Raw genomic sequence first — 24843 nt, forward strand, 5'->3', positions numbered from 1 at the left:
GCGCTCACAGTTTCCCGCCTCTGCCACCGTCCCGGCGCGGCGGTGCGATGAGCGTGGAGAGATACGGCAGCGGGGAACCGTCGAGCTCGGCGGCGGGCCGGATGGACTCCTCGTCAAGGCCCAGCGCCGACCCCCACACGGCGTCCTCGATCCGCCCGGTCTCCCGCAGCGCCTCGGCGACCGCGCCGGCCTGCCGCCCGAACTTGTACGCCACGACCGTCCCCGGCCCGCTCAGCGCGTCCTTCAGCACCTCGGCACCCGCCGTCACCGGCACCAGCGTCAGCGGCTCGGTCCCCTCGGTGAGCACGGCACCGGAACGGGCGGCGAGGTCCTGCATGGCGGTGATGCCGGGCACGGTCTCCACGACCACGTCCGGCACCAGCCCGGCGATGGTCTGCGCGAGATAGGTGAAGGTCGAGTAGACGTTCGGATCCCCGATGGTGGCGAAGGCGACGGAGCCGTGCTCCCGCAGCAGCCCGGCGACCGTGGTGCCCGCCGCGTCCCAGGCGGCCTCGCGCCGCCCCCGGTCACTGCGCTCGTTCAGCGCGAACACGACCCGGACGACCTTGTCCGCGGAGACGTAGTGCAGCACGGTGGCCTCGGCACGCCCCTGCTCACCTGTATCCATGACGGGTACGACGACCACATCGGCGGCACGCAGGGCGTTGACGCCCTTCACGGTCACCAGCTCGGGGTCACCGGGCCCCACTCCGACTCCGGTCAGCCTGCTGCTGCTCATGACGTCCGGCACCTCTCCACGAACCTTCGGGCCACACCGGGCTCGGACGCCCAGTGCGTGTGCAGATAACTCGCGTGCACACCCTGCTGTACAAAACCCTCGACCCGCGGCCGGGGGGCACGCACACCCCACGCGGGCGCCGCACCGGCCCCCGGCTCGACCGCGGTCCGGTGAAACTCGTGCCCCCGCATCCGCGTCCCGGCGACGGCCAGCACACTGTCGCTCACGGCGACCGCGTCCCGGTAGCCGAGAGTCAGCCGCTCGGTCATCCGCGCCCGGACATCCAGCACGCCGCACATCGCCAGCCCGTCCAGCTCCCGGCACAGGTAGAGCAGCCCGGCACACTCGGCGGCGACCGGAGCACCGCTGTGAGCGAGGGCACCGACGGCCTTGCGCAGCGGCTCGTTGGCGGACAGCTCGGCGGCGTACACCTCGGGGAAACCCCCGCCGACGACCAACCCCTTCGTCCCGTCCGGAAGTTGCTCGTCCCGAAGCGGATCGAACGGCACGACCTCGGCCCCGGCGGCGGCGAGCAACTCGGTGTGCTCGGCATAGGAAAAGGTGAAGGCCGGCCCGGAAGCAACGGCGACCACCGGCCGGGGTCCGGGGGCGGCAGCCCCCGGGTCCCACGCCGCCCCCGGCACCACACCGGCCCCCCGGGCCAGCCCCAGCAGCCCCTCCAGGTCACACCCGTCGGAGACCTGCGCGGCCATCGCCGCCACCGCGTCCACCGCCTCCCCCCGCCGCTCGGCGACCGGCACCAGCCCCAGATGCCGCGACGGCGTATCCACCCGAGCCACCCGCCGCAGCACCCCGAACACCGGCACCCCGGAGGACTCCAGCGCCTCCCGCAGCAACTCCTCGTGCCGGTCCGACGCCACCTTGTTCAGGATCACGCCCCCGACCCGCACCTGCGGATCCCACGACGCGAACCCGTGCACCAGCGCGGCCACCGACCGCGACTGCGACGACGCGTCCACGACCAGCACCACCGGCGCCCGCAGCAGCTTCGCGACATGCGCGGTGGACGCCAGCTCACCTTCCCCGGCGGCCCCGTCGTACAGCCCCATCACCCCCTCGACCACGGCGATGTCACAGCCCCGCGCACCGTGCGCGAACAGCGGGCCGATCAGCTCCGGCCCGCACAGGTACGCGTCGAGGTTCCGCCCCACCCGCCCGGTCGCGAGCGCGTGGTACCCGGGGTCGATGTAGTCCGGTCCGACCTTGTGCGGGGACACGGCGAGCCCCCGCGCGGCGAACGCGGCCATCAACCCCGTGGCAACGGTGGTCTTGCCGCTGCCCGACGACGGCGCGGCGATGACCAGCCGTGGGACGGAAGACGTCACCACTCGATGCCCCTCTGCCCCTTCTGCCCCACGTCCATCGGGTGCTTGACCTTGGACATGTCGGTGACGAGGTCGGCGAGGTCCACCAGCTTCTCCGGCGCGTTCCGCCCGGTGATCACGACATGCTGGTTCCCGGGCCGGTTCCGCAGCACCTCGACGACCTCGTCGGTGTCCACCCATCCCCAGTGCATGGGGTACGCGAACTCGTCGAGCACGTACAGCTGGTACGTCTCGGCCGCCAGGTCCCGCTTGACCTGCTCCCAGCCCTCCCGGGCCTTCTCCTCGTTGTCCATCTGCGCGTCCCGCTGCACCCAGGACCAGCCTTCGCCCATCTTGTGCCAGGCGACGGTCCCGCCCTCCCCGGAGTCCCCGAGGACCCGCAGCGCCCGCTCCTCGCCGACCTTCCACTTCGCCGACTTGACGAACTGGAACACCCCGATCGGCCACCCCTGGTTCCAGGCGCGCAGCGCGAGCCCGAACGCGGCGGTGGACTTGCCCTTGCCGACACCCGTGTGCACGACGACAAGCGGCCGATTACGACGCTGGCGAGTCGTCAGTCCGTCGTCCGGCACGACACTCGGCTGCCCCTGCGGCATTACGCGGCCCTCCTCTGCACGTCCTTGACCAGCCCGGCGATCGAGTCCGCCCGCAACTCGTCGAGCGTCACCGCCGCACCGCCCAGTTCACCGGCCAACTGCCCGGCGAGCCCGAGCCGTACCGGCCCCGACTCACAGTCCACGACCACCGAGGCGACCCCGTCGGCCGCGAACAGCCGGGCCGCCCGCCCGGCGAGCGCGACCGGCTCCGGACCGCCGGTGGCCCGTCCGTCGGTCACCACGACCACGAGGGCCCGCCGCGCTGGATCCCGCAACCGCTCCACCCGCAGCACGTCGTGCGCCTTGAGCAGCCCGGCCGCGAGGGGCGTACGACCCCCGGTCGGCAGCGCCTCCAGCCGGGCCGCCGCCGCGTCCACGGACGAGGTCGGCGGCAGGGCCACCTCGGCGGCCGAGCCCCGGAAGGTCACCAGGCCCACCTTGTCCCGCCGCTGGTACGCGTCGAGCAGCAGCGACAGCACGGCGCCCTTCACGGCGCTCATCCGCTGCCGGGCCGCCATCGACCCGGACGCGTCGACCAGGAACAGCACGAGGTTTCCCTCACGCCCCTCCCGGGTCGCCTGCCGCAGGTCGTCCCGCCGGACCACCAGGCCAGGACCGGACCGCCCGCGGGCCCGCTGATGCGGGGCGGCGGCCTGCACGGTCGCCGCCAGGTGCAGCTTGGTCAGGGCACCCCGGGGCCGCCGCGCACCCGTCGTACGCCCGTGCTCGGTGCGTGCCCGGGACCGCCGGCCGGCGGCGCCCGTACCGATCCCCGGCACGGTCAGCACCTTGGTGCGGAAGGGCTCGGCGGCCCGCGTCGGCGCCTGCTCGCCCGAGCCGCCGGAGGCCTGCGGCTCGCCGTCCTCGCCGGCCTCGGGCCGCGCACCCGTGTCGCCGCCCTGCGGGTCACCGTCGTCGGGCGCCGGCCGGCCGCCGCCCCCGCCGGGACCGTCCGGATCGGGATCGTCGTCCTCGGACTCGCCGGAGAACTCCTCCAGCGTCTGGTCCAGCTTGTCCTCGTCGAGGCCGGGCGCGTCAAAGGGGTTGCGGCGCCTGCGGTGCGGCAGCGCGAGCAGCGCGGCCTGCCGGACGTCCTCCGCCAGCACCTCGGTCCGCCCGGCCCACGCGGCCAGCGCGGTCGCCGTCCGGGCCATCACGATGTCGGCGCGCATACCGTCGACCTCGAAGGCCGCGCAGGTCGCCGCTATCTGCCGCAGCGCCCCGTCGCCCAGCCGCACCGACGGCAGCAACGCCCGCGCCGCCACGATCCGTTGCCGTACGGCGGCCTCCTCGCCGGCCCAGCGCGTCGCGAAACCGGCCGGATCGTCGTCGTACGCAAGCCGTCGCCGTACGACCTCCACCCGCTGGTCGGGCTCGCGCGAGGCGGCCACCTCCACGGTCAGTCCGAACCGGTCCAGCAACTGCGGCCGCAGTTCGCCCTCTTCGGGATTCATGGTGCCGACGAGCAGGAACTTCGCCGCGTGCCGTACCGAGACGCCCTCGCGCTCCACGTAGGAGGCGCCCATCGCGGCCGCGTCCAGCAGCAGGTCGACCAGGTGGTCGTGGAGGAGGTTGACCTCGTCGACGTAGAGGATGCCCCGGTGGGCGTCGGCCAGCAGGCCCGGCTCGAAGGCCTTCACGCCCTCCGCCAGGGCCCGTTCGATGTCGAGGGCGCCGACCAGCCGGTCCTCGGAGGCACCGACCGGCAGTTCGACCATGCGCGCCGGGCGGGACTCGAAGGCACCGGGCGGGTTGTGCGGCCCGTCCGGGCAGGCCGGGTCCGGGGCGGCCGGGTCGCAGGAGAAGCGGCAGCCGGCGACGACGTCCACAGTCGGCAGCAGCACCGAAAGGGCGCGTACCGCCGTGGACTTGGCGGTGCCCTTCTCGCCGCGCACCAGCACGCCGCCGACCGCCGGTGACACGGCGTTCAGCAGCAGCGCCAGCCGCAGGTCGTCCTGACCCACGACGGCCGTAAAGGGGAAGGGGGTGGTCACTGGTCGCCCTCCAGGTCGCCTTCGAGCTCCAGGTAGGTGGCGCGCAGCCGCTCCAGGGTGTCCGCGTCCGGCTCGGCCCACAGGCCCCGGTCGGCGGCCTCCAGGAGCCGTTCGGTGATGCCGCGCAGCGCCCACGGGTTGGACTTCTTCATGAAGTCCCGGTTCTCCGCGTCGAAGACGTACTCCGCGCTGAGTTTCTCGTACATCCAGTCGTCCACGACCCCGGCGGTTGCGTCGTAGCCGAAGAGGTAGTCGACGGTCGCCGCCATCTCGAAGGCGCCCTTGTAGCCGTGCCGGCGCATGGCCGCCATCCAGCGCGGGTTGACCACCCGGGCCCGGAAGACACGGTGGGTCTCCTCGCCGAGGGTGCGGGTCCTCACCTGGTCGGGCGTGGCCGAATCACCCACGTACGCCTCGGGGTTGGTGCCGGTCAGATGGCGCACCATCGCCACCATGCCGCCGTGGTACTGGAAGTAGTCGTCGGCGTCGACCAGGTCGTGCTCGCGCGTGTCCACGTTCTTCGCGGCCACCGCGATCCGCCGGAACGCGGTCTCCATGTCCCCGCGCGCCGCCCGCCCGTCGAGCCCGCGCCCGTAGGCGTACCCGCCCCAGACGGCGTACACCTCCGCGAGGTCCGCGTCGGAGCGCCAGTTGCGGGCGTCGATCAGCGGCAGCAGGCCCGCGCCGTACGCGCCCGGCTTCGAGCCGAAGATACGGGCGGTGGCACGCCGCCGGTCGCCGTGCTCGGCGGTGTCCTCGTCGGCGTGGGCGCGCACGTAGTTCCGGTCGGCGGGTTCGTCCAGCTCGGCGACCGTGCGCACGGCGTCGTCGATCAGCCCGACCACGTGCGGGAACGCGTCCCGGAAGAAGCCGGAGATCCGGACCGTGACGTCGACGCGCGGCCGGCCCAGCTCGTCCAGGGGGACCACCTCGAAGCCGGTCACGCGCCGCGACGCCTCGTCCCAGACCGGACGGCAGCCCAGCAGCGCCAGGATCTCGGCGATGTCGTCGCCCTGGGTGCGCATCGCGGAGGTGCCCCACACCGTCAGCCCGACGGACTTCGGGTACGCGCCGGTGTCCTCGAGGTACCGCTGCACCAGCGAGTCGGCGAGGGACTGGCCGACCTCCCAGCTCAGCCGGGAGGGAATGGCCTTGGGGTCGACGGAGTAGAAGTTGCGGCCGGTCGGCAGGACGTTGACCAGCCCGCGGGTGGGGGAGCCGGACGGTCCCGCCGGGACGTAACCGCCGTCGAGTGCCTTGAGGATGTGGTCGATCTCGTCCGTGGTGCGGGCCAGCCGGGGTACGACCTCGGCGCAGGCGAACTCCAGCACGGCCACCGCTTCCGGGAGTTCGGCGCCGAGGACGTCGCGGATGAGGGAACGGCTGTCCGAGACCGCCCAGTCGCGCTCCTCCATTCCTTCCGCGATCCGGCGGCAGAGCTGCTCCAGCAGGTCGATGGCGTCGGCGGCCGTGCGGGACGGACCCTCGACGAGATCGGACAGCTCGATGGGCACCTTCACGGGCGCACCGGGCTCGGCGAGCAGCTCCTTCTCGACCAGGCCGAAGTGAGCGGCCAGCGCGGCCCTGAGCCCCGGCAGCGCGTTGGCCTGCCCGCCCCACACCTGCGAGGCCCGCAGCACGGCGAGCACCAGGTTCACGCGTGCCTCGCCGACCGGGCCGCCGCCGAGGATGTGCAGACCGTCGCGGATCTGCACGTCCTTGATCTCGCACAGGTAGCCGTCGATGTGCATGACGAACTCGTCGAAGTCGGCGTCGTCCGGCTGGTCGGCCACATGCAGGTCGTGGTGGAGCTCGGCCGCCTTGACCAGCGTCCAGATCTGCGCCCGCACGGCCGGCGCCTTCGTCGGGTCCAGGTCGGAGACCAGCGCGTACTCGTCGAGCAGCTGCTCCAGCTTGGCCAGGTCGCCGTAGGTGTCGGCACGGGCCATCGGCGGGACCAGATGGTCGACCACGGTGGCGTGCCCGCGCCGCTTGGCCTGGGTGCCCTCACCGGGGTCGTTGACGATGAACGGGTAGATCAGGGGCAGCTCGCCGAGGACCGCGTCCGGCGCACAGCCGGCGCCCAGCCCGAGTCCCTTGCCGGGCAGCCACTCCATCGTGCCGTGCTTGCCCATGTGCACGACCGCGTCCGCGCCGAAAGAGTTCTCGAGCCACCGGTAGGCCGCCATGTAGTGGTGCGACGGCGGCATGTCCGGGTCGTGGTAGATCGCGATCGGGTTCTCGCCGAAGCCGCGCGGCGGCTGGATCATCACGACGACGTTCCCGAACTGCAGGGAGGCGAGGACGATGTCGTCGCCGTCCACGTACAGGCTGCCCGGCGGCTCGCCCCACGCCTCCAGCATGCCTGCCCTGAGGCCCGGGTCCAGCTGGTCGAACCACGCCCGGTAGTCGGCGAGCGGCACCCGCGCGGGCGCGGCGGCCAGCTGCTCCTCGGTGAGCCATTCGACGTCGTGGCCACCGGCGTTGATGAGCCGGTGGATCAACTCGTCCCCGTTGTCGGGGTGTCCCTCGACCCCGTACCCGGCATCCCGCAGCGCGTCCAGCACGCGTACCGCCGAGGCGGGGGTGTCGAGCCCGACCGCGTTGCCGACGCGCGAGTGCTTGGTCGGATAGGCGGTGAAGACCAGCGCGAGCTTCTTGTCGGCGTTCGGCTTGTGCTTCAACTGCGCGTGCCGTACGGCGATCCCGGCCACCCGTCCGGCCCGCTCGGGGTCGGCGACGTACACCGGGACATCGGCTCCGTCGTCGCCCTGCTCCTTGAAGGAGAAGGGGACCGTGATCAGCCGGCCGTCGAACTCCGGGATGGCGACCTGCATCGCCGCGTCCATGGGGGAGAGGGCGGCGTCGGACTCGCCCCAGGCCTGCCGGGAGGAGGTCAGGCAGAGGCCTTGGAGCACCGGGACGTTCAGATCGGCGAGCGCCCCGATGTCCCAGGCCTCCTCGTCACCGCCGGCCGAGGCCTGCGAGGCGTGGGTGCCGCCGGCCGCCAGCACGGTGGCGACCAGCGCGTCGGCCCCGGCCAGGATCTCGTACAGCCCGGCGTCCGCGCCGCGCAGCGAACCGCAGTACACCGGAAGGGCGTTGGCGCCCCGCGCCTCGATCGCCTCGCACAGGGTGTCCACGAAGGCGGTGTTGCCGCTCAGTTCGTGGGCCCGGTAGAAGAGCACCCCGACCGTGGGGCGGCCGGCCCGGGTCCCGTACGAGCCGTGCACCCCGAACTCGGGCATCTTCTGCGGCTCGGCGAACCCCTCGCCGGTCAGCAGCACGGTGTCGGACAGGAACCGGGACAGCTCCAGCAGGTTCGCGGGCCCGCCCTCGACGAGATAGCGCAGCGCCTCCGCGACCACACCGGCCGGCACCGACGACTCGGCCATCAACTCGGCGTCCGGCACGGTCTCGCCGCCGAGCAGCACGGTCGGCACCCCGGACGCCCGGAGCGCGGCGAGCCCGTCCTCCCAGGCCCGCTTGCCGCCGAGCAGCCGTACGACGGCGATGTCCGCGCCCTCGATCAGCGCGGGCAGCTCCTCCGTGACGTCGACGCGCGTCGGATTGCCGATCCGGTAGTCGGCACCGGAGGCGGCCCGGGCCGCCAGCAGATCGGTGTCGGCGGTCGACAACAACAACACAGTGCTCATGCGGGCGCTCCCGGTGGAATGAAGGGCAGTCCTTGCGGCGCGCCCGACTCGATGAGCCGCCAGAGCGCGTCGGTGTCCGCGTGCTGTTCGATCAGGTCGCCGAGCCGGTCGAGCTGCTCCTCGCGCAGCGCGGCGAACGAGGTGTCGGGGGCCGGTACGAACCGGCGGCCCGCGGCGGCCGCCACCTCGCGCAGAAAGGCCCGCCGGAAACCGTCCGACTCCAGGGAGCCGTGCCAGTGGGTGCCCCAGGTCTGCCCGACCCGGCACCCGTCCAGGCTGTGTCCACTGTCATCGGAGATGAACGCGTCCCCTCCGGTGACTTCGGCGACCCCGTGATGGATTTCGTACCCCTCGACCCGCTCGCCGAGGGCCTCGCCGACGGGCCGGGTGAGGGTCTTCTCCCGGGCGAACCGCACCCGTACGGGCAGCACCCCGAGACCGGCCACCTGCCCGCGCCGGCTCTCGACGTCGTCCTCGATGTGCTCCCCGAGGACCTGGAAGCCGCCGCAGATGCCGAGCACCGGCCGCCCCTCGGCGGCCCTGCGCCGCAGCGCGTCCGCGAGCCCCCGCTCCCGCAGCCACTCCAGGGCCCGGACCGTCCCCCGGGTCCCCGGGATCACGACGAGATCGGCGTCGGCGAGCTCCTCCGGCCGGTCCACGAACCGCACCACGACACCCGGTTCGGCGGCCAGCGCGTCCACGTCCGTGAAGTTGGACATCAGCGGGATGGCACAGACGGCGACCCGCAGGACGTCCGCACCGACGGGCGGGGCCGTGTTCGACTCCCGGACGGTCCCGCGCAGGGAGACCCTCAGCCCGTCCTCCTCGTCGATCCCGAGCCCGTGCCGGAAGGGGAGCACGCCGTAGGTGTGCCGCCCGGTGAGACCGTGCAGCATGTCGAGGCCGGGCTCCAGCAGGGAGACGTCGCCCCGGAACTTGTTCACGAGGAACCCGGCGACGAGGGCCTGGTCCTCCGGCGAGAGCAGGGCGACGGTGCCGAAGAACGAGGCGAACACGCCCCCGCGGTCGATGTCGCCGACGACGAGCACCGGAATCCGCGCGTTGCGCGCGATCCCCATGTTCACGATGTCGGTCCGGCGCAGATTGATCTCCGCCGGACTGCCCGCCCCCTCACAGATCACCGCGTCATACGTGCCCCGCAACTCGGCGAGACAGTCGAGCACGGTCCCGAGCAACTGCTGCTGACGTCCGCCGTGGTAGCCGCGCGCACTCAGCTCACCGACCGGTTTCCCGAGCAGCACGACCTGGCTGCTCTGTTCACCGCCCGGCTTGAGCAGCACGGGGTTCATCAGCGCGGTCGGCTCGACCCGGCAGGCCTGCGCCTGCATGGCCTGCGCCCGCCCGATCTCGGCGCCCTCGCGCGTGACGAAGGAGTTGAGGGACATGTTCTGCGCCTTGAACGGCGCGACCTTGACGCCCTGCCGCACCAGCCACCGGCAGATACCGGCGGTGACCACGCTCTTCCCGGCGTCGGAGGTGGTACCGGCGACGAGGAGACCGCCGCCGTTCATGACGCACCTGCCGACCGCTGTGCGGAGCGCTGTGCGGAGCGCTGTGCCGGGCGCCGTGAAAGCGCCCCGCGCAGCAGGGCCCCGGCCGCGCCGGCCCCGAACGCCAGCCACCCCACCCGCCGTGACAACCGCACCGCCCGCTCGATGTCCGCGACTTGCACCGCACGCCCCTCCCCGTTCAGCACCGGCCGATGCTCGACCCGCCCGCCGTATGACAAGGTCCCGCCGAGCCGTACGCCCAGCGCCCCCGCGAACGACGCCTCCACCGGCCCGGCGTTGGGACTCGGGTGCTTCGCCGCGTCGGCCCGCCAGGCCCGCACGGCCCCCTTGGTGTCATCTCCGGCGACGGCGGCCAGTACGGCGGTGAGCCGTGCCCCCGGCCACCCCGCCACGTCGTCCAGCCGCGCCGAAGCCCACCCGTACCGCCGGTACCGGGCCGACTTGTGGCCCACCATGGCGTCCAGGGTGTTGACGGCCCGGAACCCGAGCAGCCCCGGCACCCCGCCCACGGCCCCCCACACCAGCGCACCCACGACCGCGTCGCTCGTGTTCTCGGCGACGGACTCCACGACCGCCCGGGCGATCCCGTCGGCGTCCAGGGCCTGCGGATCCCGTCCGCACAGATGCGGCAGCCGGGCCCGGGCGGCCTCGACGTCCCCCGTCTCCAGGGCGCGCCCGATGGCACCGGCCTCACGGGCGAGTGAAGTGCCCCCGACGACGGCCCAGGTGGCGGTCGCGGTGAGCGCGACGGACGCGGCGGTGGACGGTCGTACGAGCCGCTGGGCCAGGGCACCCAGAGTCACGGCGCCGCCGGCGCACACCGCGGTGTGCAGCGCGCCCCACCCGCGGTGGTCCCGCCACAGCACCTGTTCGACGGACCCGGCCGCCCGGCCGAACGCGGCGACCGGATGCCCTCGGCGCGGATCGCCGAGCAGCAGATCGCCGAGAAGGCCGGCGGCGGCGCCGTACGCGAAGACGCGACCGGCACCCATCGGCTCAGCCCGCCGCGGGGGCGGGGAGGGGCCGGGTACTCAACCTCGAACGGCAGCCGCGCATGGCGATATGTCCTCACTCAGGGTGTCCACGCCCTGGTTCGACGAGACCGGCGGTGAGAGTTCCTGGCTCCCGGGGATGGCTACCCCGGTGACAGTGGCGGGACCGCGCCGGATTCGCACCGGCTTCCTCTCTTGCCGCCGTACTTGGCTCCGGAAGTCCACCACGCCCCCGGAAGACCCGTCAACTTGCCGTTGACCTGCGAGGGGAGTGTGTGGGAAGGCCCACACCGGTTGTCCAGCGGGGCTCGTGGGGCATGGCGAAGGCTCCTCCCGAGCAGGTCGGGGAGGAGCCTTCGGCGGCCGCGAGCGGCCGGTCCGGTCAGGCCTTGGCCACGATCAGGTGGATGCCGTAGGCCACGGCGGCCGCACAGGCCGCGAAACACAGGTAGGCGGCGGTCACGGCCAGGGTCGCGGAGTTGCCCTGGGCCGTGGCGCGTTCACGGGCGGAGAGGCCCTTGATGCCGAGGGTGAAGAGGGCCACCATGCCCACGGTGACCACGAGGCTGACGCCGAAGACGGAGCCGATGGCTGCCCAGTCGATGTTCATGTCGGTTCTTCCTCGGGGGTCAGACGGTCGCGGCCGGGTCGGTGGCGGCCGGCGCGGGTGACGGGGCGGGGGACGGGATCGTGGCGGTGAGGTCGTCGGTCACCGTGCCCGCGGGCGGCGGGGTCACGGCGGCCATCGCCGTGGTCACCACGCCGGCCGGCTCCGTGCCGTCGGTGTCGTTGACGTTGGCGCTGTCCACCACCTCGCGGCGGGAGAGCTTCCAGATCGCGGCGCTGGAGGCGACGAGGAAGACGGCGACGACCGCCGTGCCCCAGTCGCCGAGGTCCGTCACGGACTCGGCGAGCGCGCCGACGACCGCGGCCGCGGGGAGGGTGAGCACCCAGGCGACCATCATGCGGGTCGCGGTGGACCAGCGGACCGTGCCGCCCTTGCGGCCCAGGCCCGCGCCCATCACGGAACCGGAGACGACGTGCGTGGTGGAGAGGGAGAAGCCGAGGTGGGAGGAGGCCAGGATGGCGGTGGCCGCGCTGGTCTGGGCGGCGAAGCCCTGCTGCGGCTGGAGGTCGGTCAGGCCCTTGCCCATGGTGCGGATGATGCGCCAGCCGCCGATGTAGGTGCCGAGCGCGATGGCGAGGCCGGCGCAGAGGATGACCCAGGTGGGAGGGTTCGAGCCGGGGGCGATGGAGCCGCCCGCGATCAGCGCCAGGGTGATGATGCCCATCGTCTTCTGCGCGTCGTTGGTGCCGTGCGCGAGCGAGACCAGGCCGGCGGAGGCGATCTGACCGGCGCGGAAGCCCTTGCGGGTGGCCTCGTCCTCGGCGTTCTTGCCGATCGCGTACGACAGGCGGGTGGAGAGCATCGCCGCGAGGCCCGCGACCACGGGGGCGGCGACCGCCGGGAGCAGGACCTTGGTGACCAGCGCGTCGCCGTGGACCGCGCCGAAGCCGGCGGAGGCGACGGTGGCGCCGATCAGACCGCCCATCAGGGCGTGCGAGGAACTGGAGGGCAGGCCCACCAGCCAGGTCACCAGGTTCCAGAGGATCGCGCCGACCAGGGCGGCGAAGATGACCTCGGGGCGGATGCCGTTCTCGTCGACGAGGCCCTTGGAGATCGTGTTGGCGACCTCCACGGAGAGGAAGGCGCCCACCAGGTTCAGCGCGGCGGACATGGTCACCGCGATCTTGGGCTTGAGCGCGCCGGTCGAGATGGTCGTGGCCATCGCGTTGGCGGTGTCGTGGAAACCGTTCGTGAAATCAAACGCGAGTGCGGTCACCACCACAATCGCGAGGATCAGCGAGAAGTTTTCCATTTACCCAGGCAATCTATAGAGGTCATCGGCCGTTGGACCGTAGGCAACCTGGATGAACGGAAGGTGAACTGGGGTCGTCTCCATGGTGTCTGGGATCGGCTTCGGGGTATTCGCGTGCGAGGGCGGGCGAGGCCGCCGTCCCGTTTCCGGTCCGGCGGCCCGGTCGCCCCTTGGCTAGGAGCCCTTGGCGAACGACTTCAGCCGGCTCGCCGACCCGTTGAAGAGATTCTGGTCACCCGGCAGGCTGCCGCTGTTGTCGTACTGCCAGAAGGTCCAGTGCGACCATCCGGCCGGCAGCGCTCCCGCGTCCGCCGAGCCGTGGCGGGCGATCCACAGGGCGTGGTTCGCGGCGAAGGCGCTGCTGCCGCCGGTGCAGAGGTTCCACCAGTGGGTGGTCGTGTAGATCACCGGCCGCTGACCGGTCTCCCGCTTCAGCTCGTCGCTGAAGGACTTGATCCACTTGATCATCTTGGCGTGGCTCAGCCCGTAGCACCTGTGCTTCTTGTCGTACGGGTTGTACTCGATGTCGAGCGCGGGCGGCAGTGTCCAGCCGTCCGCGGTCCAGGCGCCGCCATGGCTCGCGAAGTACGCGGCCTGCCGGGCGCCCGACGACTTGTTCGGCAGGGCGAAGTGGTAGGCGCCCCGCATGATTCCGGCCTTGCGTGAACCGTTGTACTGCTGGCCGAAGTACGGGTTGCGGTAGGTGGTGGACTCGGTCGCCTTGATGTAGACGAACTTGGCGCCTTTCGCCTTGGCGCCCGACCAGTCGACGTTCTTCTGGTGCGAGGAGACGTCGTGCCCCTTCGGCAGGCTCGCCGCGGACGCCGTGGTCCCGGCGAACGCGGTCGCGGCCCCCGAGAGGGCGAGCGCGGCCACGGCCGCCGCGAGGACGCGGGCGTGGTGACGGTGGCGGTGGCGGTGGTGGCGCGACGGAGAGCGGTCACGGGCCATGTTTCCCCCCGGAATGGCAACGTGTACGAAAAATCGTCCAGAGATTATTGGAAGATCGGCGTATCATCGGCGATCTTCGGCCAAGCCATGAAATCGAGCTCTTTGTGCAGCTTTGCGCTCTACTGGATTCGGGACGTCCGGCCTAAAGTGCCCTGCCGTACAAGCCGGTTGGGGCGCTGCCTGACAGGATCGGGCCATGGCTGAGCAGCGGCGGCACAAGCGTGGCGGACGGGACGGACGCGGCGGCGCACAGGGTGTGTCGGAGCCGCGAAGGCGGGATGTACGCGCGGAGGAGGCGGGCGCCTGGCGCGAACTCGTCGCCACCGCCCGCCGCACGGTGGCCGACGGACTGGTCGTCGGCACCTCCGGCAACGTCTCGGTCCGCGTCGGCGACACCGTGCTGGTCACACCGTCGGGCGTGCCGTACGACCGGCTCACCCCCGACGACGTGACCGGCGTCGACCTCGCCGGCCGCCAGGTCCTCGGCACCCTGGCCCCGACCAGCGAACTGCCGATGCATCTTGCCATCTACGGCGGTACGGACGCCGGTGCCGTCGTGCACACCCACGCCGTCCACGCGACGGCCGTCTCGACGCTCGTCCCCGAGCTTCCGGCGATCCACTACATGTCCGCCGCGCTCGGCGGCGCCGTCCGGGTTGCCCCGTATGCGACATACGGCACCGAGGAGTTGGCCGAGAACATGCTCCGCGCCTTGACCGACCGCTCCGGCTGCCTCCTCCAGAACCACGGCACCATCACCTACGGCACCACCCTGAGCCAGGCCTACGACCGCACGGCCCAACTGGAGTGGATGTGCCACCTGTGGCTGACGGCGTCCGCCGTCCCCGGCCTGACCCCGAGCCTGCTCTCACCGGAACAGGTGGCGGAGGTGGGGGAGCGACTGCGGGGCTACGGCCAGCGGAAGGGGTGAGTCCCCTCTCGAAAGCTCCGCACACGTGACCAGCGGCCCCTCTTCCACTGGCCGCCGTCCCGGTCCGCCCCGACACTGGACAGGTGCGCCCAGTCAAAGTCACGGCTGCCGCCGTCGGTGCCGTACTCGCCGCCGGTGCGGTCGGCGTGGCCGCGGGGCGGCTCGCCAGTGACGCCGCGCTGAAGGCGCCACCGGGCCGGCCCCTGCCCACCGAGCCCCGGCTCACCGTGCACGGCACCGAGGCCGACCGCATCACCCTCACCCGGGACCTCGCCTCGCTGCGCCCCGGCACCTACGGCCTGGCCGGCGACGGCTCGCACGCGGTCGTCGGCGCCGTCCTGGAGTCCGCCACGCACACCCCCGACACCGTCGTGCGGCGGCTGGAGCGGGTGACCCACGGCACCCTCGACACCGGCGACAAGGTCTGGCTCACCCCCAACGTCCACATCGGCAACCCGGGCGCGGCCCTCGGCCTGGACCACGCCGACATCGACCTGCCCGGCGAACTCGGTTCGCTGCCCGCCTGGTTCGTGCCCGGATACCGGGACACCTGGGTGATCGCGGTGCACGGCCTCGGCACCACCCGCGAGCTCCCCATGAACGTCATGCGGTTCCTGCACGGCCGGCGCCTGCCCGTCCTCGCCCTCGCCTACCGCGGCGACCTCGGCGCCCCGCGCCCCCCGGACGGCCTGAACCACCTCGGCGAGAGCGAGTGGCGCGACCTGGACGCGGCGATCCGCTACGCCGTCCGCTACGGCGCCCGCCGTGTCGTCCTGTACGGCTGGTCCACCGGCGCCACCATGGCGCTGCGCGCCGCCGCCCACTCGGCGCTGCGCGAGCGCGTCTCCGGGCTGGTCCTGGACTCGCCGGTGCTCAGCTGGGAGGCCACCCTGCGGGCCCTCGCCCAGGCCCGGCACACCCCCGAACCGCTGCTGCCGCTCGCGGTGCGCGCCGCCCAGGGCCGCGCAGGCCTGCACGCCGACCACGTCGGTGACCCCGTCGACCCGGAGCAGCTCACCGTGCCCACCCTGATCGTCCACGGCCCGGACGACACGGTGGCCCCCTGGACGTACTCCCGCCGGCTCGCCGCCCGGCGCCCCGACCGCATCGCCCTGCACACCGTGCCGGACGCCCCGCACGGCGCGATGTGGAACGCCGACCCCCAGCAGTACGAGGAGCGGCTGCGCCGGTTCCTCACGCCTCTGATGTGATGCCCCCTGATGTCTCCTCTCATATGAGATGACGTCCTTGATGTGATTTTTTCCGCACGCGCGGCACCTCCCTGACCTCGCCCCGAGGCAAGCCGGAGGCCCCGGTTCCAGTCGGTCCCGAGGGTTCCGTTTAAGGCCGTACCACTGGCCTGAACATGTCTCCTCGCCTCCCCTCGCGCCCCGTGCGTTGGCCAGCCCCGTCGCCCGCCGTGACATTCCGTTTGGGTTTTCGGACCGTCAACCGGAAGACTGCACCCGTGACGTCCCGTATCCCGCGCGACTCAAGGCTTCGACTCGTCCGAACGCGACCCCTGGCCGCCGCCCCCCGAGCGATGAACCAGCGGCCCGCGCGCCGCCCCGCACCCCGCCCACCCGAGGGCACCCCGGCCCCCGCCGAACTGGCCAGAATGGCACGGTCCGGGCTGGCCGGAGCGGCCCGAGTCGCCCACTGGGCCGACACGGCCCTCGGGCCGGGCAGCGACGGCGCGACCGCCGACGGCAAGGCCACTCTCTCCGAGGCGTCCGCCGAACGCGCGTCCGGCGATCTGGGCCTGACCCTGGCTCAGATCCGCGCCGACTGGGACACCGCCCGACTCGCCGGCCTGGTCGAGGTGCACGGTGACAGCGCACGCCCCGGCTGGCGCCTGCGCGCCTGGGACCGCGACGACAGCGCCGTGCTGCGCGGCTGGGTCGCCCTCTTCGACGCCTGGTCGCTCGCCCATCCGGAGCCGGCGGAGTTCGAGGCCTCCGCCGTCGCCGAGGTGGTCTCGGCCATGCCCCAGGTGCTCTCCTTCCTTCAGCTGTCCGCCGGTCCCGTCCCGGTCGAACAGCTCCTGGACCTGCTGCGACAGCGGGTCACCGAACTGCGTACCGAGCGCTGCGAGGTCCCCTACGACACGGAGACCGGGATCGCGACCGGTGGCGGGTCCGGGTCCGCCGTTCCCGTCGCCGCCGTGCCCGCCGCCCGCACCGACCTGGCGGACCGCGCACCGGCCGACGACCCCGCCCCCGCGGAGGACGCCGAGCTCGCTCCCCTCCTCGACTGGTCCCTGCACGCGCTCGCCTCCGTCGGCGCGCTGACCTACGGCGTCGGCCAGGCCACCCTCACCCCGCTGGGCAGCTGGGCGGTCTGGGTCAAGCTGGAGCAGATCTGCGTGGCCGCGCAGAGCCCCGCCGGGAACATCGAGGTCGCCGCCGAGGAGATGCTGCGCGGCTGCGCCCAGCTCCGCCCCAACGCGGCCCGCGCCGAGTACCGCGCCTGGCTCGCCGCCCGCCCCGTCGGCAGCGCCGTCGCCGAACTCGTCGCCGCCGCCCGCGGCGAGGACGCCCTGCTGCGCGGCCTCGCCTTCGAGGCGCTGCGCGTGGTCGGCGCCCCCGCCGAACCGGACGTCCGCGCGGTCGTCGACGAGCCGACCCTGCGGCCGTACGCCCTGCTGTGGCTGGCCGAGCACGACGGGGTCGACCCGGAGGACGCCCACGAGGTGCTCACCCGCGAAGAGGCCACCTGGCTCTGGGTGGACACGGCTGCCGCGGTCGCCGACCACGGCGAGGCACCGCTGCTGGTCCGCCATCTCGAGTCGGCGCTGCAGCCCACCGTCCCCGCGCTGCTCGACGAGGTGCGCGCCGTCGGTCACCCGCGCACCGTGCAGGTCCTGGTCGCCCTCGCCGCCGCCCACCCCGACCCGGCGCTGGCCAAAGCCGTCCGCCGGGCCGCGTTCCAGGTGCACACCGGCGGATGACGGCGGAGGCGGGGCAGCAGGGTCAGGCGGCTATCTCCGGGGCGTAGGTGCCGAAGCTCCAGATGTTGCCCTCGACGTCCCGGGCCATGTAGTCCCGCGAGCCGTAGTCCTGGTCCGTCGGGGGCATCAGGATCTCGGCGCCGTGGTCCGTGGCCCGCTGGTGGTGTGCGTCGACGTCGTCCACGACGATGTACACCCCGGTCGGGCCCGCGCCCTCCATCGCCGCGTCGAAGCGGCCGCCGCGGCCCTTGGAACCCAGCATGATCGCGCCGTTGCCCTGCACCAGCTCGGCGTGGAGCACCATGCCGTCCTCGCCCTCGTACACCGACAGCTCGGTGAAGCCGAAGGCCTCCGTCAGTTGCTTGATCGCCGCTTTCGCGTCCGCGTACAGCAGCGACGGATAGATGCTCGGCCGTCCGCCGGTCGTGCCTGCCATGCCGATCACTCCCCTTGTGTGCCGGTCCCCCGAAAGCCGTCGTCGAAAGCCGTCGTCCGGCCTGCTGCACAGTCTGGCACCCGGCACTGACAACGCCCCCGGCCCGCGCCGCCGGTGCAGGTCGGCGGCCCGGTGGCTCATCTGTTCATCGGTTAAGCGCATCGGCTCGACGCATCGGTTCAATGCATCGGTTCAATGCATCGGCTCATCGGAAGGTGTTGCACTGCGCCATGTCCCCGGTCCGGTACCCCTGGTAGAACCACTGCTGGCGCTGCCGCGCCGACCCGTGCGTCCAGGTCTCCGGCGTCACGCGCCCCTGGTACCGCTCCTGGATCCGGTCGTCGCCCACGGCAGCCGCCGCGTCGAGGCCGTCCCGGATGTCGGCGTCCGTCAGGCTGGTGATGAGGGGCCGGCCGGTCGACTCGTCCTTCGTGGTCGTCGCGTGCCGCGCCCACACCCCGGCGTAGCAGTCGGCCTGGAGCTCCACCCGTACCGCGTTGCTGTTCACGCCGGTCAGGTTGTCCTGCGACCTGCTCAACGTGCCCATCAGGTCCTGCACATGGTGCCCGTACTCGTGCGCCACGACGTACGCCTGGGCGAACGGGCCGCCGGTCGCGCCGAACTTGGACCGCAGCTCGTCGAAGAAGCCGAGGTCCAGGTAGACCTTCCGGTCGCCCGGGCAGTAGAACGGCCCGACCGCCGAGGTCGCCGTCCCGCACGCGGTGCCGACCCGCCCGCTGAAGAAGACCGTCGGAGCGTTCGTGTAGGTGCCCCGGCGTTGCTGGAACTCCTGATTCCAGAAGTCCTGCACGCTGTTGACCACCGCCACCATCCGGCAGTCGTCCTTGGTGTTGGCGTCCCGTCCGGTACGGCAGCTCTGCTGCACCTGGGCCAGTGAGGAGGAGGTGGGCGCGGGCGAGCTGTCACCGGAGGAGAGGCCCAGCTGGTCGGGGCCGATACCGAGGAACAGGGCGAGGAGCAGCGCGATCAGGCCGGCCAGGCCGCCGCCGATGGTCGCCTTCCCGCCCGGGACGCGACTGCCGCGCACGTCCTGGACCTCGGAGGTGTCCAGGTTCGCATCGTCGTCGAACTGCATGGGGCACCGCCTTCTGCTCGCACCGTCCCCTGCATCCACCTTGCGCCATCCCGGCCGTCACTTCGCGCCGATGGCCCGGCGAGCGCCCGATCGGGCGACGTCCCGCCCCACCCCCGCGTCACGCCCACCCCCGCCTCGCGGCCGTGACTACGCTCTGCGCCTGATCCATGGGACAAGGACGCCCACCCGGGCGCCGAAGGGGGTAGCGGTGCCCGTTCTGCCACACGGGACGACCCCACCGCCCACCACAGCCGACGGCATCCGGAGCCGGCCCCCTGTAGTCGGCATCATCAGGGCCCGGGTCTCCGCTCCCGACAGCCTTCGGGCCCCGGTCCCCCCTCCCGACAGCCTCCGGTCCCTGGCCCCCGCCCCCGTACCCCCACCCGACGGTCTCCGCATGGTCGCCCCATCGCCGCCTCCCGCCGACCCCCACCCGGCATCCCTCCCCTCACGCCGGCCCCCCGTCCGTCGCCCCCTCCCCGCCACCCTCGCTCGCCTCCTTCTCCCCCTCGCCCTCGTCCTGCTCCTGGCCGGTGCCCTCCTCTGCGTGGTTCAGCAGATGCGCCCGGCCCCCTATGGCGACCACCTCACCCCCGGTCCGGCGGCGCACAGTGCACGCGCGCGGGGGGCGGTGGTCGAGGCGTATGACGGGCGGACCCTGCGGTGGCGGTACGCGCGCGTGGGGCGGCGTCCACTCAGCGTGCTGCCCGCGCGCGGGCACGCGATCGCCGTCTGGGACGACGGACTCGTCACCGACACCGACGGCCGTTCCGTGCGCTGGCACCGCGCCCTGCCCGCGGCCACCGGCTGGCTCCGGCGACAGGGCGGCACCGGCGTCCTGCGCCCCCTCGGCCACGGCATGCTCGCGGTCGTCACCCCCGCCCGCATCGCCGCGTACCGCACCGCCGACGGTGACCTGCGCTGGGTGCTGCCCGCCCGCGCGGGCTGCGCGTTCCGCCCCGAACGTGCCGTACGTCACGGCCCCGCCCTGCTCGTCGCCCAGCCCTGCGCGGACGGCGCCTGGACCGCGCAGCTCATCGCCGTGGACGACCTCGGCCGGATCGTCCCGGACCGCGCGCCCCTCGGCAACGGCCTCCCCGGGACCCGCCCCGAACACCCGCGCACCGAAAAAGCGCTTGCGCCGCCCCGTTAGACTTGGCCCATGGCCATTCTCCTCGCGCATTAGACGGCGGGAACGTCCTCAGCCGCCCACCCGTCAAATCCCGTACGCCCTGGAGTCTGTCCGTGATCTCCGCCTCCGGTATCGAGCTGCGCGCCGGTGCGCGCATCCTCATCGAGAACGCCACCTTCCGTGTCGCCAAGGGCGACCGCATCGGTCTGGTCGGCCGCAACGGCGCCGGCAAGACCACCCTCACCAAGGTCCTGGCCGGCGACGGCATCCCCGCCGCGGGCACCGTCACCCGCTCCGGCGAGGTCGGCTATCTCCCGCAGGACCCCCGTACCGGCGACCTCGACGTCCTCGCCCGTGATCGCGTCCTGTCCGCGCGCGGCCTCGACGTACTGATCCGCAAGATGCGCGAGAACGAGCAGCGCATCGCCAATGGCCAGGGCGCCACCCGCGAGAAGGCGCTCAGGCAGTACGAGCGCCAGGAGACCGAGTTCCTCACCAAGGGCGGGTACTCCGCCGAGGCCGAGGCCGCCACCATCGCCGCCGCGCTCAACCTGCCCGACCGGGTGCTCGGCCAGCCCCTGCACACGCTCTCCGGCGGTCAGCGCCGCCGTATCGAGCTGGCCCGGATCCTGTTCTCCGACGCGGACACGCTCCTGCTCGACGAGCCGACCAACCACCTGGACGCCGACTCGATCGTCTGGCTGCGCGACTACCTGAAGACCTACCGCGGCGGCTTCATCGTGATCTCCCACGACGTCGACCTCGTCGAGACGGTCGTCAACAAGGTCTTCTACCTGGACGCGAACCGCTCCCAGATCGACGTCTACAACATGGGCTGGAAGCTCTACCAGCAGCAGCGCGAGGCCGACGAGAAGCGCCGCAAGCGGGAGCGCGCCAACGCCGAGAAGAAGGCCGCCGCACTGCACTCGCAGGCCGACAAGATGCGCGCCAAGGCGACCAAGACGGTCGCCGCGCAGAACATGGCCCGTCGCGCCGACAAGCTGCTGTCCGGCCTGGACGCCGTCCGTGTCTCCGACAAGGTCGCCAAGCTGCGCTTCCCGGAACCCTCGCCCTGCGGCAAGACCCCGCTGACCGCCGAGGGCCTGTCGAAGTCGTACGGCTCGCTGGAGATCTTCACCGACGTCGACCTGGCCATCGACAAGGGTTCCCGGGTCGTCATCCTGGGTCTCAACGGCGCTGGCAAGACCACCCTGCTGCGGCTGCTCGGCGGCGTCGAGCAGCCCGACACCGGCGAGGTCATCGAGGGGCACGGCCTCAGGCTCGGCTACTACGCCCAGGAGCACGAGACCCTGGACCCGGACCGCACGGTCCTGGAGAACATGCGCTCGGCGGCCCCCGACCTGGACCTCGTCGAGGTCCGCAAGACGCTCGGCTCGTTCCTGTTCTCCGGCGACGACGTCGACAAGCCGGCCGGGGTCCTCTCCGGCGGCGAGAAGACCCGACTCGCCCTCGCCACCCTGGTCGTCTCCTCGGCGAACGTCCTGCTGCTGGACGAGCCGACCAACAACCTCGACCCCGCCAGCCGCGAGGAGATCCTGGGCGCCCTGCGCACCTACAAGGGCGCGGTCGTCCTCGTCACCCACGACGAGGGCGCCGTCGAGGCGCTCCAGCCCGAGCGGATCATCCTGCTCCCCGACGGTGTCGAGGACCTGTGGGGCGCCGACTACGCGGATCTGGTCGCGCTCGCCTGAGGAGCGGGAGAACCGGGAGAACCGGCCCTCTTGCTTTCACGTGCCGGTCTCGTCGTCCTCGCTTGATCGAATGCCTGATCCACTGGCTATGGATCATTCGGCTTACCGGTGATCCATCATCTGTGTGAGATCTCCTCGTATCGAGGTGTGTCCTGCACCGATTTCGCGGCCGATCCCTTTGTCGACAAGGGGTCGGCCGCTTTCCATGTCTGACCTGGCACTTCGCGGAAGAACCCGTTCGGCCCCATGGGCAACACCCGCAGGAATCACAGATTCCGCTTGTGGGGATGCGCTCCTGTCGTCACAACGATGTCTTACGGACCTTGCCGAATGGGTGGCCATCCCGCCCCGGAGGGGTGATCATGAGGGGACCAGAGCGCACTTCCCATGAGGAGGCACGGGTGGCCGAGACTCTGAAGAAGGGCAGCCGGGTAACCGGCGCCGCGCGCGACAAGCTCGCGGCAGACCTGAAGAAGAAGTACGACTCCGGTGCGAGCATTCGGGCACTGGCCGAGGAAACCGGCCGCTCGTATGGCTTCGTCCACCGGATGCTCAGCGAGTCGGGTGTCACGCTGCGTGGGCGTGGCGGGGCGACGCGGGGCAAGAAAGCCGCGTCCTGACCCCGGGCGGCCCATCGGCTTCGATGGTGGCCACCCGGTCGGCCGACTGATCGACCGGGTGGTTACTGTGCAGTCACTTAGCATGCCGTACGGCAATGCGTGATGACCGCACACATCGGAGGCGCCCCATGGCTTCGCCCGACCAGGATCTCGTTCCTGTTCTCGACAAGGACGGCGTACGGCTCACCGTCGACGACGCGCTCGCCACGGTGACGCTGACCAAACCGGCCAAGCGCAACGCCCAGAGCCCCGCGCTGTGGCGGGCGTTGGCAGAGGCCGGGCGGTCGCTGCCGGGGTCGGTCCGGGTTGTCGTGCTGCGCGGTGAGGGCCAGTCCTTCTCCGCGGGCCTCGACCGGCAGATGTTCTCGCCGGACGGGATCCCGGGCGAGCCGAGCTTCATCGAGCTCGCGCGCCGTGACGACGCCGGACTCGACGCGACCATCGCGGAATACCAGCAGGCGTTCACCTGGTGGCGGCAGAGCGACATCGTGTCGATCGCCGCCGTACAGGGCCACGCCATCGGGGCCGGCTTCCAGCTGGCCCTCGCCTGTGACCTGCGCGTCGTCGCGGACGACGTGCAGTTCGGCATGCGCGAGACCAGCCTGGGCCTGGTGCCCGACCTCACGGGTACGCACCCGCTGGTCTCCCTCGTCGGCTACGCCCGCGCGCTGGAGATCTGCGCGACCGGGCGGTTCGTACAGGCAGAGGAGGCGGTGACGTCGGGGCTCGCCAACCTCGCGGTGCCCGGTGCCGAACTCGACGCCGCCGTGCGGGACCTGGCCGCGGCGCTGCTGGCCGCGCCCCGGGACGCGGTGGTGGAGACCAAGGCGTTGCTGCGGGGCGCCGGCGACCGTACCTACGAGGAGCAGCGGGCCGCTGAGCGGCAGGCTCAGGCTCGGCGGCTGCGGGACTTGGCGGGCGTGGGCGAGTAGTTCGGTGCGGGCGGGGGCTGGTCGCGCCCGTGCGGCGACCGCCGCACATCGATACGGCCCCGCGCCCCTTTCGGGGCGCTTCAGCTGACGTCCGTCACCAGGACAGCCACCGTGGGGTGATCCCCCAGCGCCGCGCTGACCGCCGTACGGATCCTGCTCGCCACTTCCACGGCCCTGGCCCCGTCGGCCAGCGCCACCTCCACCCGCACATGCCGGTGCGGTAGCGCGGCCTCGAAGTGCACCTCCCGGCTCAGCGCCCCCGTCACCCGCACCACTCCCGGCACCGCCAGCGCCACCGCCGTCACCCGCGCCCCGTCCGGATCGGAGCCCTCCCGGACCGACGGCGGCCGAGGCGGCCGTACGGCCTCCGGCTCCGCCCGGTCCGCCGCCAGCAGGTCGGTCACCCGCAGGTCCACCTCGGTCACCGCCAGCCCGAGCCGTGCCGTCGCCGCGGCCGCCAGGGCCCGGCGCAGTCGGGCCGCCGTGGCCGGCAGCGGCTCGGCGGCGGTCGCCGCGAAGTCCGCCGACAGCCGCAGCGGTCCCGGCGGCACGGCACCGGGCGGTGGCGGCACGACGGGTTCCGTCACGTCCTCCGGATCCGCCGGCGCGATCCGCACCGCTCCCAGCCGCACCCCCGGCACCTCGGCCGCCGCCCGGCGCAGCACCGCGTCGGCCGCCGCCTCCGTGAGCCACGCCCCGTCGTGCGGCCCGCCCAGCGGGAGCAGTCTGCCAAGGCCCAGGGAGTGCCGTACCGCGTGTGTCCATCGGTCCGCCGTCATTGCTCCAGCCTGCCGCATCTCCGGCGCACGACAGGGCATCCGCACTTACCTTGGTCGCAGGACGACGACCGGAAGGGGTGCACGGCGATGACGGAGTTGGCTGCGGAGCCGGAGAAGGACCCGAAGGACCCGACGGTAAGTACCCGGAAGACCGTCAGACGCGGTGGCGGTGACCCGTCGACCCGGGGCCGGACCACGATCGCCGACGGTGTGGTGGAGAAGATCGCCGGACTGGCGGCCCGGGACGTGGTCGGTGTGCACGCGATGGGCAGCGGACTCGCCCGCACCTTCGGTGTGGTGCGCGACCGGGTGCCGGGCGGCTCCAAGTCGGTCACCCGGGGTGTGAAGGCCGAGGTCGGCGAGGTACAGACCGCGCTCGACCTGGAGATCGTCGTGGATTACGGCGTCTCGATCGCGGATGTGGCCCGCGCGGTGCGGGAGAACGTGATCGCGGCCGTGGAGCGCATGACCGGGCTCGAAGTGGTCGAGGTCAACATCGCGGTGAGTGATGTCAAGCTGCCCGAAGAAGAGGAAGAGGAGCCGGAGACCCGGCTTCAGTGACGGCTGAG

The 24843-nt window shown here is 72.5% G+C and carries 21 protein-coding genes and 1 riboswitch; of the genes, 8 read left to right on the forward strand and 13 right to left on the reverse strand.

Going from position 1 to position 24843, the window contains the following annotated elements:
* Nucleotides 1-4: 4 nt before the first annotated feature.
* The 10 genes from cobI to ACFWXC_RS32835 all read right to left on the reverse strand — a co-directional run bounded on the left by cobI (nucleotide 5) and on the right by ACFWXC_RS32835 (nucleotide 13686).
* Entirely contained in the window at nucleotides 5-751 is a 747-nt protein-coding gene (gene cobI / locus ACFWXC_RS32790) for a precorrin-2 C(20)-methyltransferase (RefSeq protein ID WP_384484235.1), read from the reverse strand.
* A complete protein-coding gene (locus ACFWXC_RS32795; RefSeq protein WP_384484237.1) occupies nucleotides 736-2085 on the reverse strand; it encodes a cobyrinate a,c-diamide synthase in 1350 nt (449 codons plus the stop codon). The genes cobI and ACFWXC_RS32795 overlap by 16 nt, the downstream gene beginning before the upstream one ends.
* Nucleotides 2082-2681, reverse strand: coding sequence for a cob(I)yrinic acid a,c-diamide adenosyltransferase (gene cobO, locus ACFWXC_RS32800; RefSeq protein ID WP_360481560.1), 600 nt, complete (start codon nucleotides 2679-2681; stop codon nucleotides 2082-2084). The genes ACFWXC_RS32795 and cobO overlap by 4 nt, the downstream gene beginning before the upstream one ends.
* Nucleotides 2681-4675: a putative cobaltochelatase gene (locus ACFWXC_RS32805; RefSeq protein WP_384484240.1), complete on the reverse strand. Its 1995-nt coding sequence runs from the start codon at nucleotides 4673-4675 to the stop codon at nucleotides 2681-2683. Before ACFWXC_RS32805 ends, cobO begins: the two co-directional genes overlap by 1 nt.
* Entirely contained in the window at nucleotides 4672-8331 is a 3660-nt protein-coding gene (gene cobN, locus ACFWXC_RS32810) for a cobaltochelatase subunit CobN (protein ID WP_384484242.1), read from the reverse strand. Before cobN ends, ACFWXC_RS32805 begins: the two co-directional genes overlap by 4 nt.
* Entirely contained in the window at nucleotides 8328-9863 is a 1536-nt protein-coding gene (locus ACFWXC_RS32815; protein WP_384484244.1) for a cobyric acid synthase, read from the reverse strand. Before ACFWXC_RS32815 ends, cobN begins: the two co-directional genes overlap by 4 nt.
* Complete coding sequence (locus ACFWXC_RS32820) at nucleotides 9860-10855, reverse strand: cobalamin biosynthesis protein (protein ID WP_384484246.1); 996 nt, start codon at nucleotides 10853-10855, stop codon at nucleotides 9860-9862. The genes ACFWXC_RS32815 and ACFWXC_RS32820 overlap by 4 nt, the downstream gene beginning before the upstream one ends.
* Before the next feature lie 100 nt (nucleotides 10856-10955).
* A riboswitch (cobalamin riboswitch) is annotated at nucleotides 10956-11096 on the reverse strand.
* Nucleotides 11097-11237: 141 nt separating this feature from the next.
* A complete protein-coding gene (locus tag ACFWXC_RS32825; protein ID WP_384484248.1) occupies nucleotides 11238-11465 on the reverse strand; it encodes a hypothetical protein in 228 nt (75 codons plus the stop codon).
* 19 nt (nucleotides 11466-11484) lie between these two features.
* Nucleotides 11485-12735, reverse strand: a complete 1251-nt coding sequence (locus ACFWXC_RS32830; protein WP_384484250.1) for an anion permease — start codon at nucleotides 12733-12735, stop codon at nucleotides 11485-11487.
* 174 nt (nucleotides 12736-12909) lie between these two features.
* The gene (locus tag ACFWXC_RS32835; protein ID WP_384484252.1) at nucleotides 12910-13686 is read right to left on the reverse strand and encodes a lysozyme; all 777 of its coding nucleotides are present in this window, start codon (nucleotides 13684-13686) and stop codon (nucleotides 12910-12912) included.
* 196 nt (nucleotides 13687-13882) lie between these two features.
* Between ACFWXC_RS32835 and ACFWXC_RS32840 the strand changes: the two genes are divergently transcribed.
* From ACFWXC_RS32840 to ACFWXC_RS32850, 3 genes are all read left to right on the forward strand, one after another.
* The gene (locus ACFWXC_RS32840) at nucleotides 13883-14617 is read left to right on the forward strand and encodes a class II aldolase/adducin family protein (RefSeq protein WP_384484254.1); all 735 of its coding nucleotides are present in this window, start codon (nucleotides 13883-13885) and stop codon (nucleotides 14615-14617) included.
* 83 nt (nucleotides 14618-14700) lie between these two features.
* Entirely contained in the window at nucleotides 14701-15828 is a 1128-nt protein-coding gene (locus ACFWXC_RS32845; protein WP_384484256.1) for an alpha/beta hydrolase, read from the forward strand.
* Nucleotides 15829-16160: 332 nt separating this feature from the next.
* Nucleotides 16161-17567, forward strand: coding sequence for a hypothetical protein (locus ACFWXC_RS32850; protein WP_384484258.1), 1407 nt, complete (start codon nucleotides 16161-16163; stop codon nucleotides 17565-17567).
* A gap of 22 nt (nucleotides 17568-17589) precedes the next feature.
* Here the strand turns inward: ACFWXC_RS32850 and ACFWXC_RS32855 are convergent, their stop codons facing one another.
* Both ACFWXC_RS32855 and ACFWXC_RS32860 read right to left on the reverse strand, forming a co-directional pair.
* Nucleotides 17590-18003: a VOC family protein gene (locus ACFWXC_RS32855; protein ID WP_384484260.1), complete on the reverse strand. Its 414-nt coding sequence runs from the start codon at nucleotides 18001-18003 to the stop codon at nucleotides 17590-17592.
* 205 nt (nucleotides 18004-18208) lie between these two features.
* Entirely contained in the window at nucleotides 18209-19099 is an 891-nt protein-coding gene (locus ACFWXC_RS32860; protein WP_384484262.1) for a neutral zinc metallopeptidase, read from the reverse strand.
* A gap of 547 nt (nucleotides 19100-19646) precedes the next feature.
* Here ACFWXC_RS32860 and ACFWXC_RS32865 point away from each other — a divergent pair.
* From ACFWXC_RS32865 to ACFWXC_RS32880, 4 genes are all read left to right on the forward strand, one after another.
* Nucleotides 19647-20252: a hypothetical protein gene (locus ACFWXC_RS32865; RefSeq protein WP_384484264.1), complete on the forward strand. Its 606-nt coding sequence runs from the start codon at nucleotides 19647-19649 to the stop codon at nucleotides 20250-20252.
* Nucleotides 20253-20344: 92 nt separating this feature from the next.
* Nucleotides 20345-21943: an ABC-F family ATP-binding cassette domain-containing protein gene (locus tag ACFWXC_RS32870; protein ID WP_384484266.1), complete on the forward strand. Its 1599-nt coding sequence runs from the start codon at nucleotides 20345-20347 to the stop codon at nucleotides 21941-21943.
* 401 nt (nucleotides 21944-22344) lie between these two features.
* Nucleotides 22345-22563 (forward strand): helix-turn-helix domain-containing protein, encoded by a 219-nt coding sequence (locus ACFWXC_RS32875; RefSeq protein ID WP_046727957.1) that lies wholly within the window; start codon nucleotides 22345-22347, stop codon nucleotides 22561-22563.
* A gap of 128 nt (nucleotides 22564-22691) precedes the next feature.
* Nucleotides 22692-23495, forward strand: a complete 804-nt coding sequence (locus tag ACFWXC_RS32880) for an enoyl-CoA hydratase/isomerase family protein (protein ID WP_384484268.1) — start codon at nucleotides 22692-22694, stop codon at nucleotides 23493-23495.
* An 80-nt stretch (nucleotides 23496-23575) separates the two neighbouring features.
* Here ACFWXC_RS32880 and ACFWXC_RS32885 read toward each other — a convergent pair whose 3' ends face one another.
* Complete coding sequence (locus ACFWXC_RS32885) at nucleotides 23576-24274, reverse strand: nucleopolyhedrovirus P10 family protein (RefSeq protein ID WP_384484270.1); 699 nt, start codon at nucleotides 24272-24274, stop codon at nucleotides 23576-23578.
* An 87-nt stretch (nucleotides 24275-24361) separates the two neighbouring features.
* Here ACFWXC_RS32885 and ACFWXC_RS32890 point away from each other — a divergent pair, with 87 nt between their 5' ends.
* Complete coding sequence (locus ACFWXC_RS32890; protein WP_384484272.1) at nucleotides 24362-24835, forward strand: Asp23/Gls24 family envelope stress response protein; 474 nt, start codon at nucleotides 24362-24364, stop codon at nucleotides 24833-24835.
* Nucleotides 24836-24843 lie beyond the last annotated feature (8 nt).

The sequence above is a fragment of the Streptomyces sp. NPDC058683 genome (genome assembly GCF_042716195.1).
Taxonomy (GTDB): Bacteria; Actinomycetota; Actinomycetes; order Streptomycetales; family Streptomycetaceae; genus Streptomyces.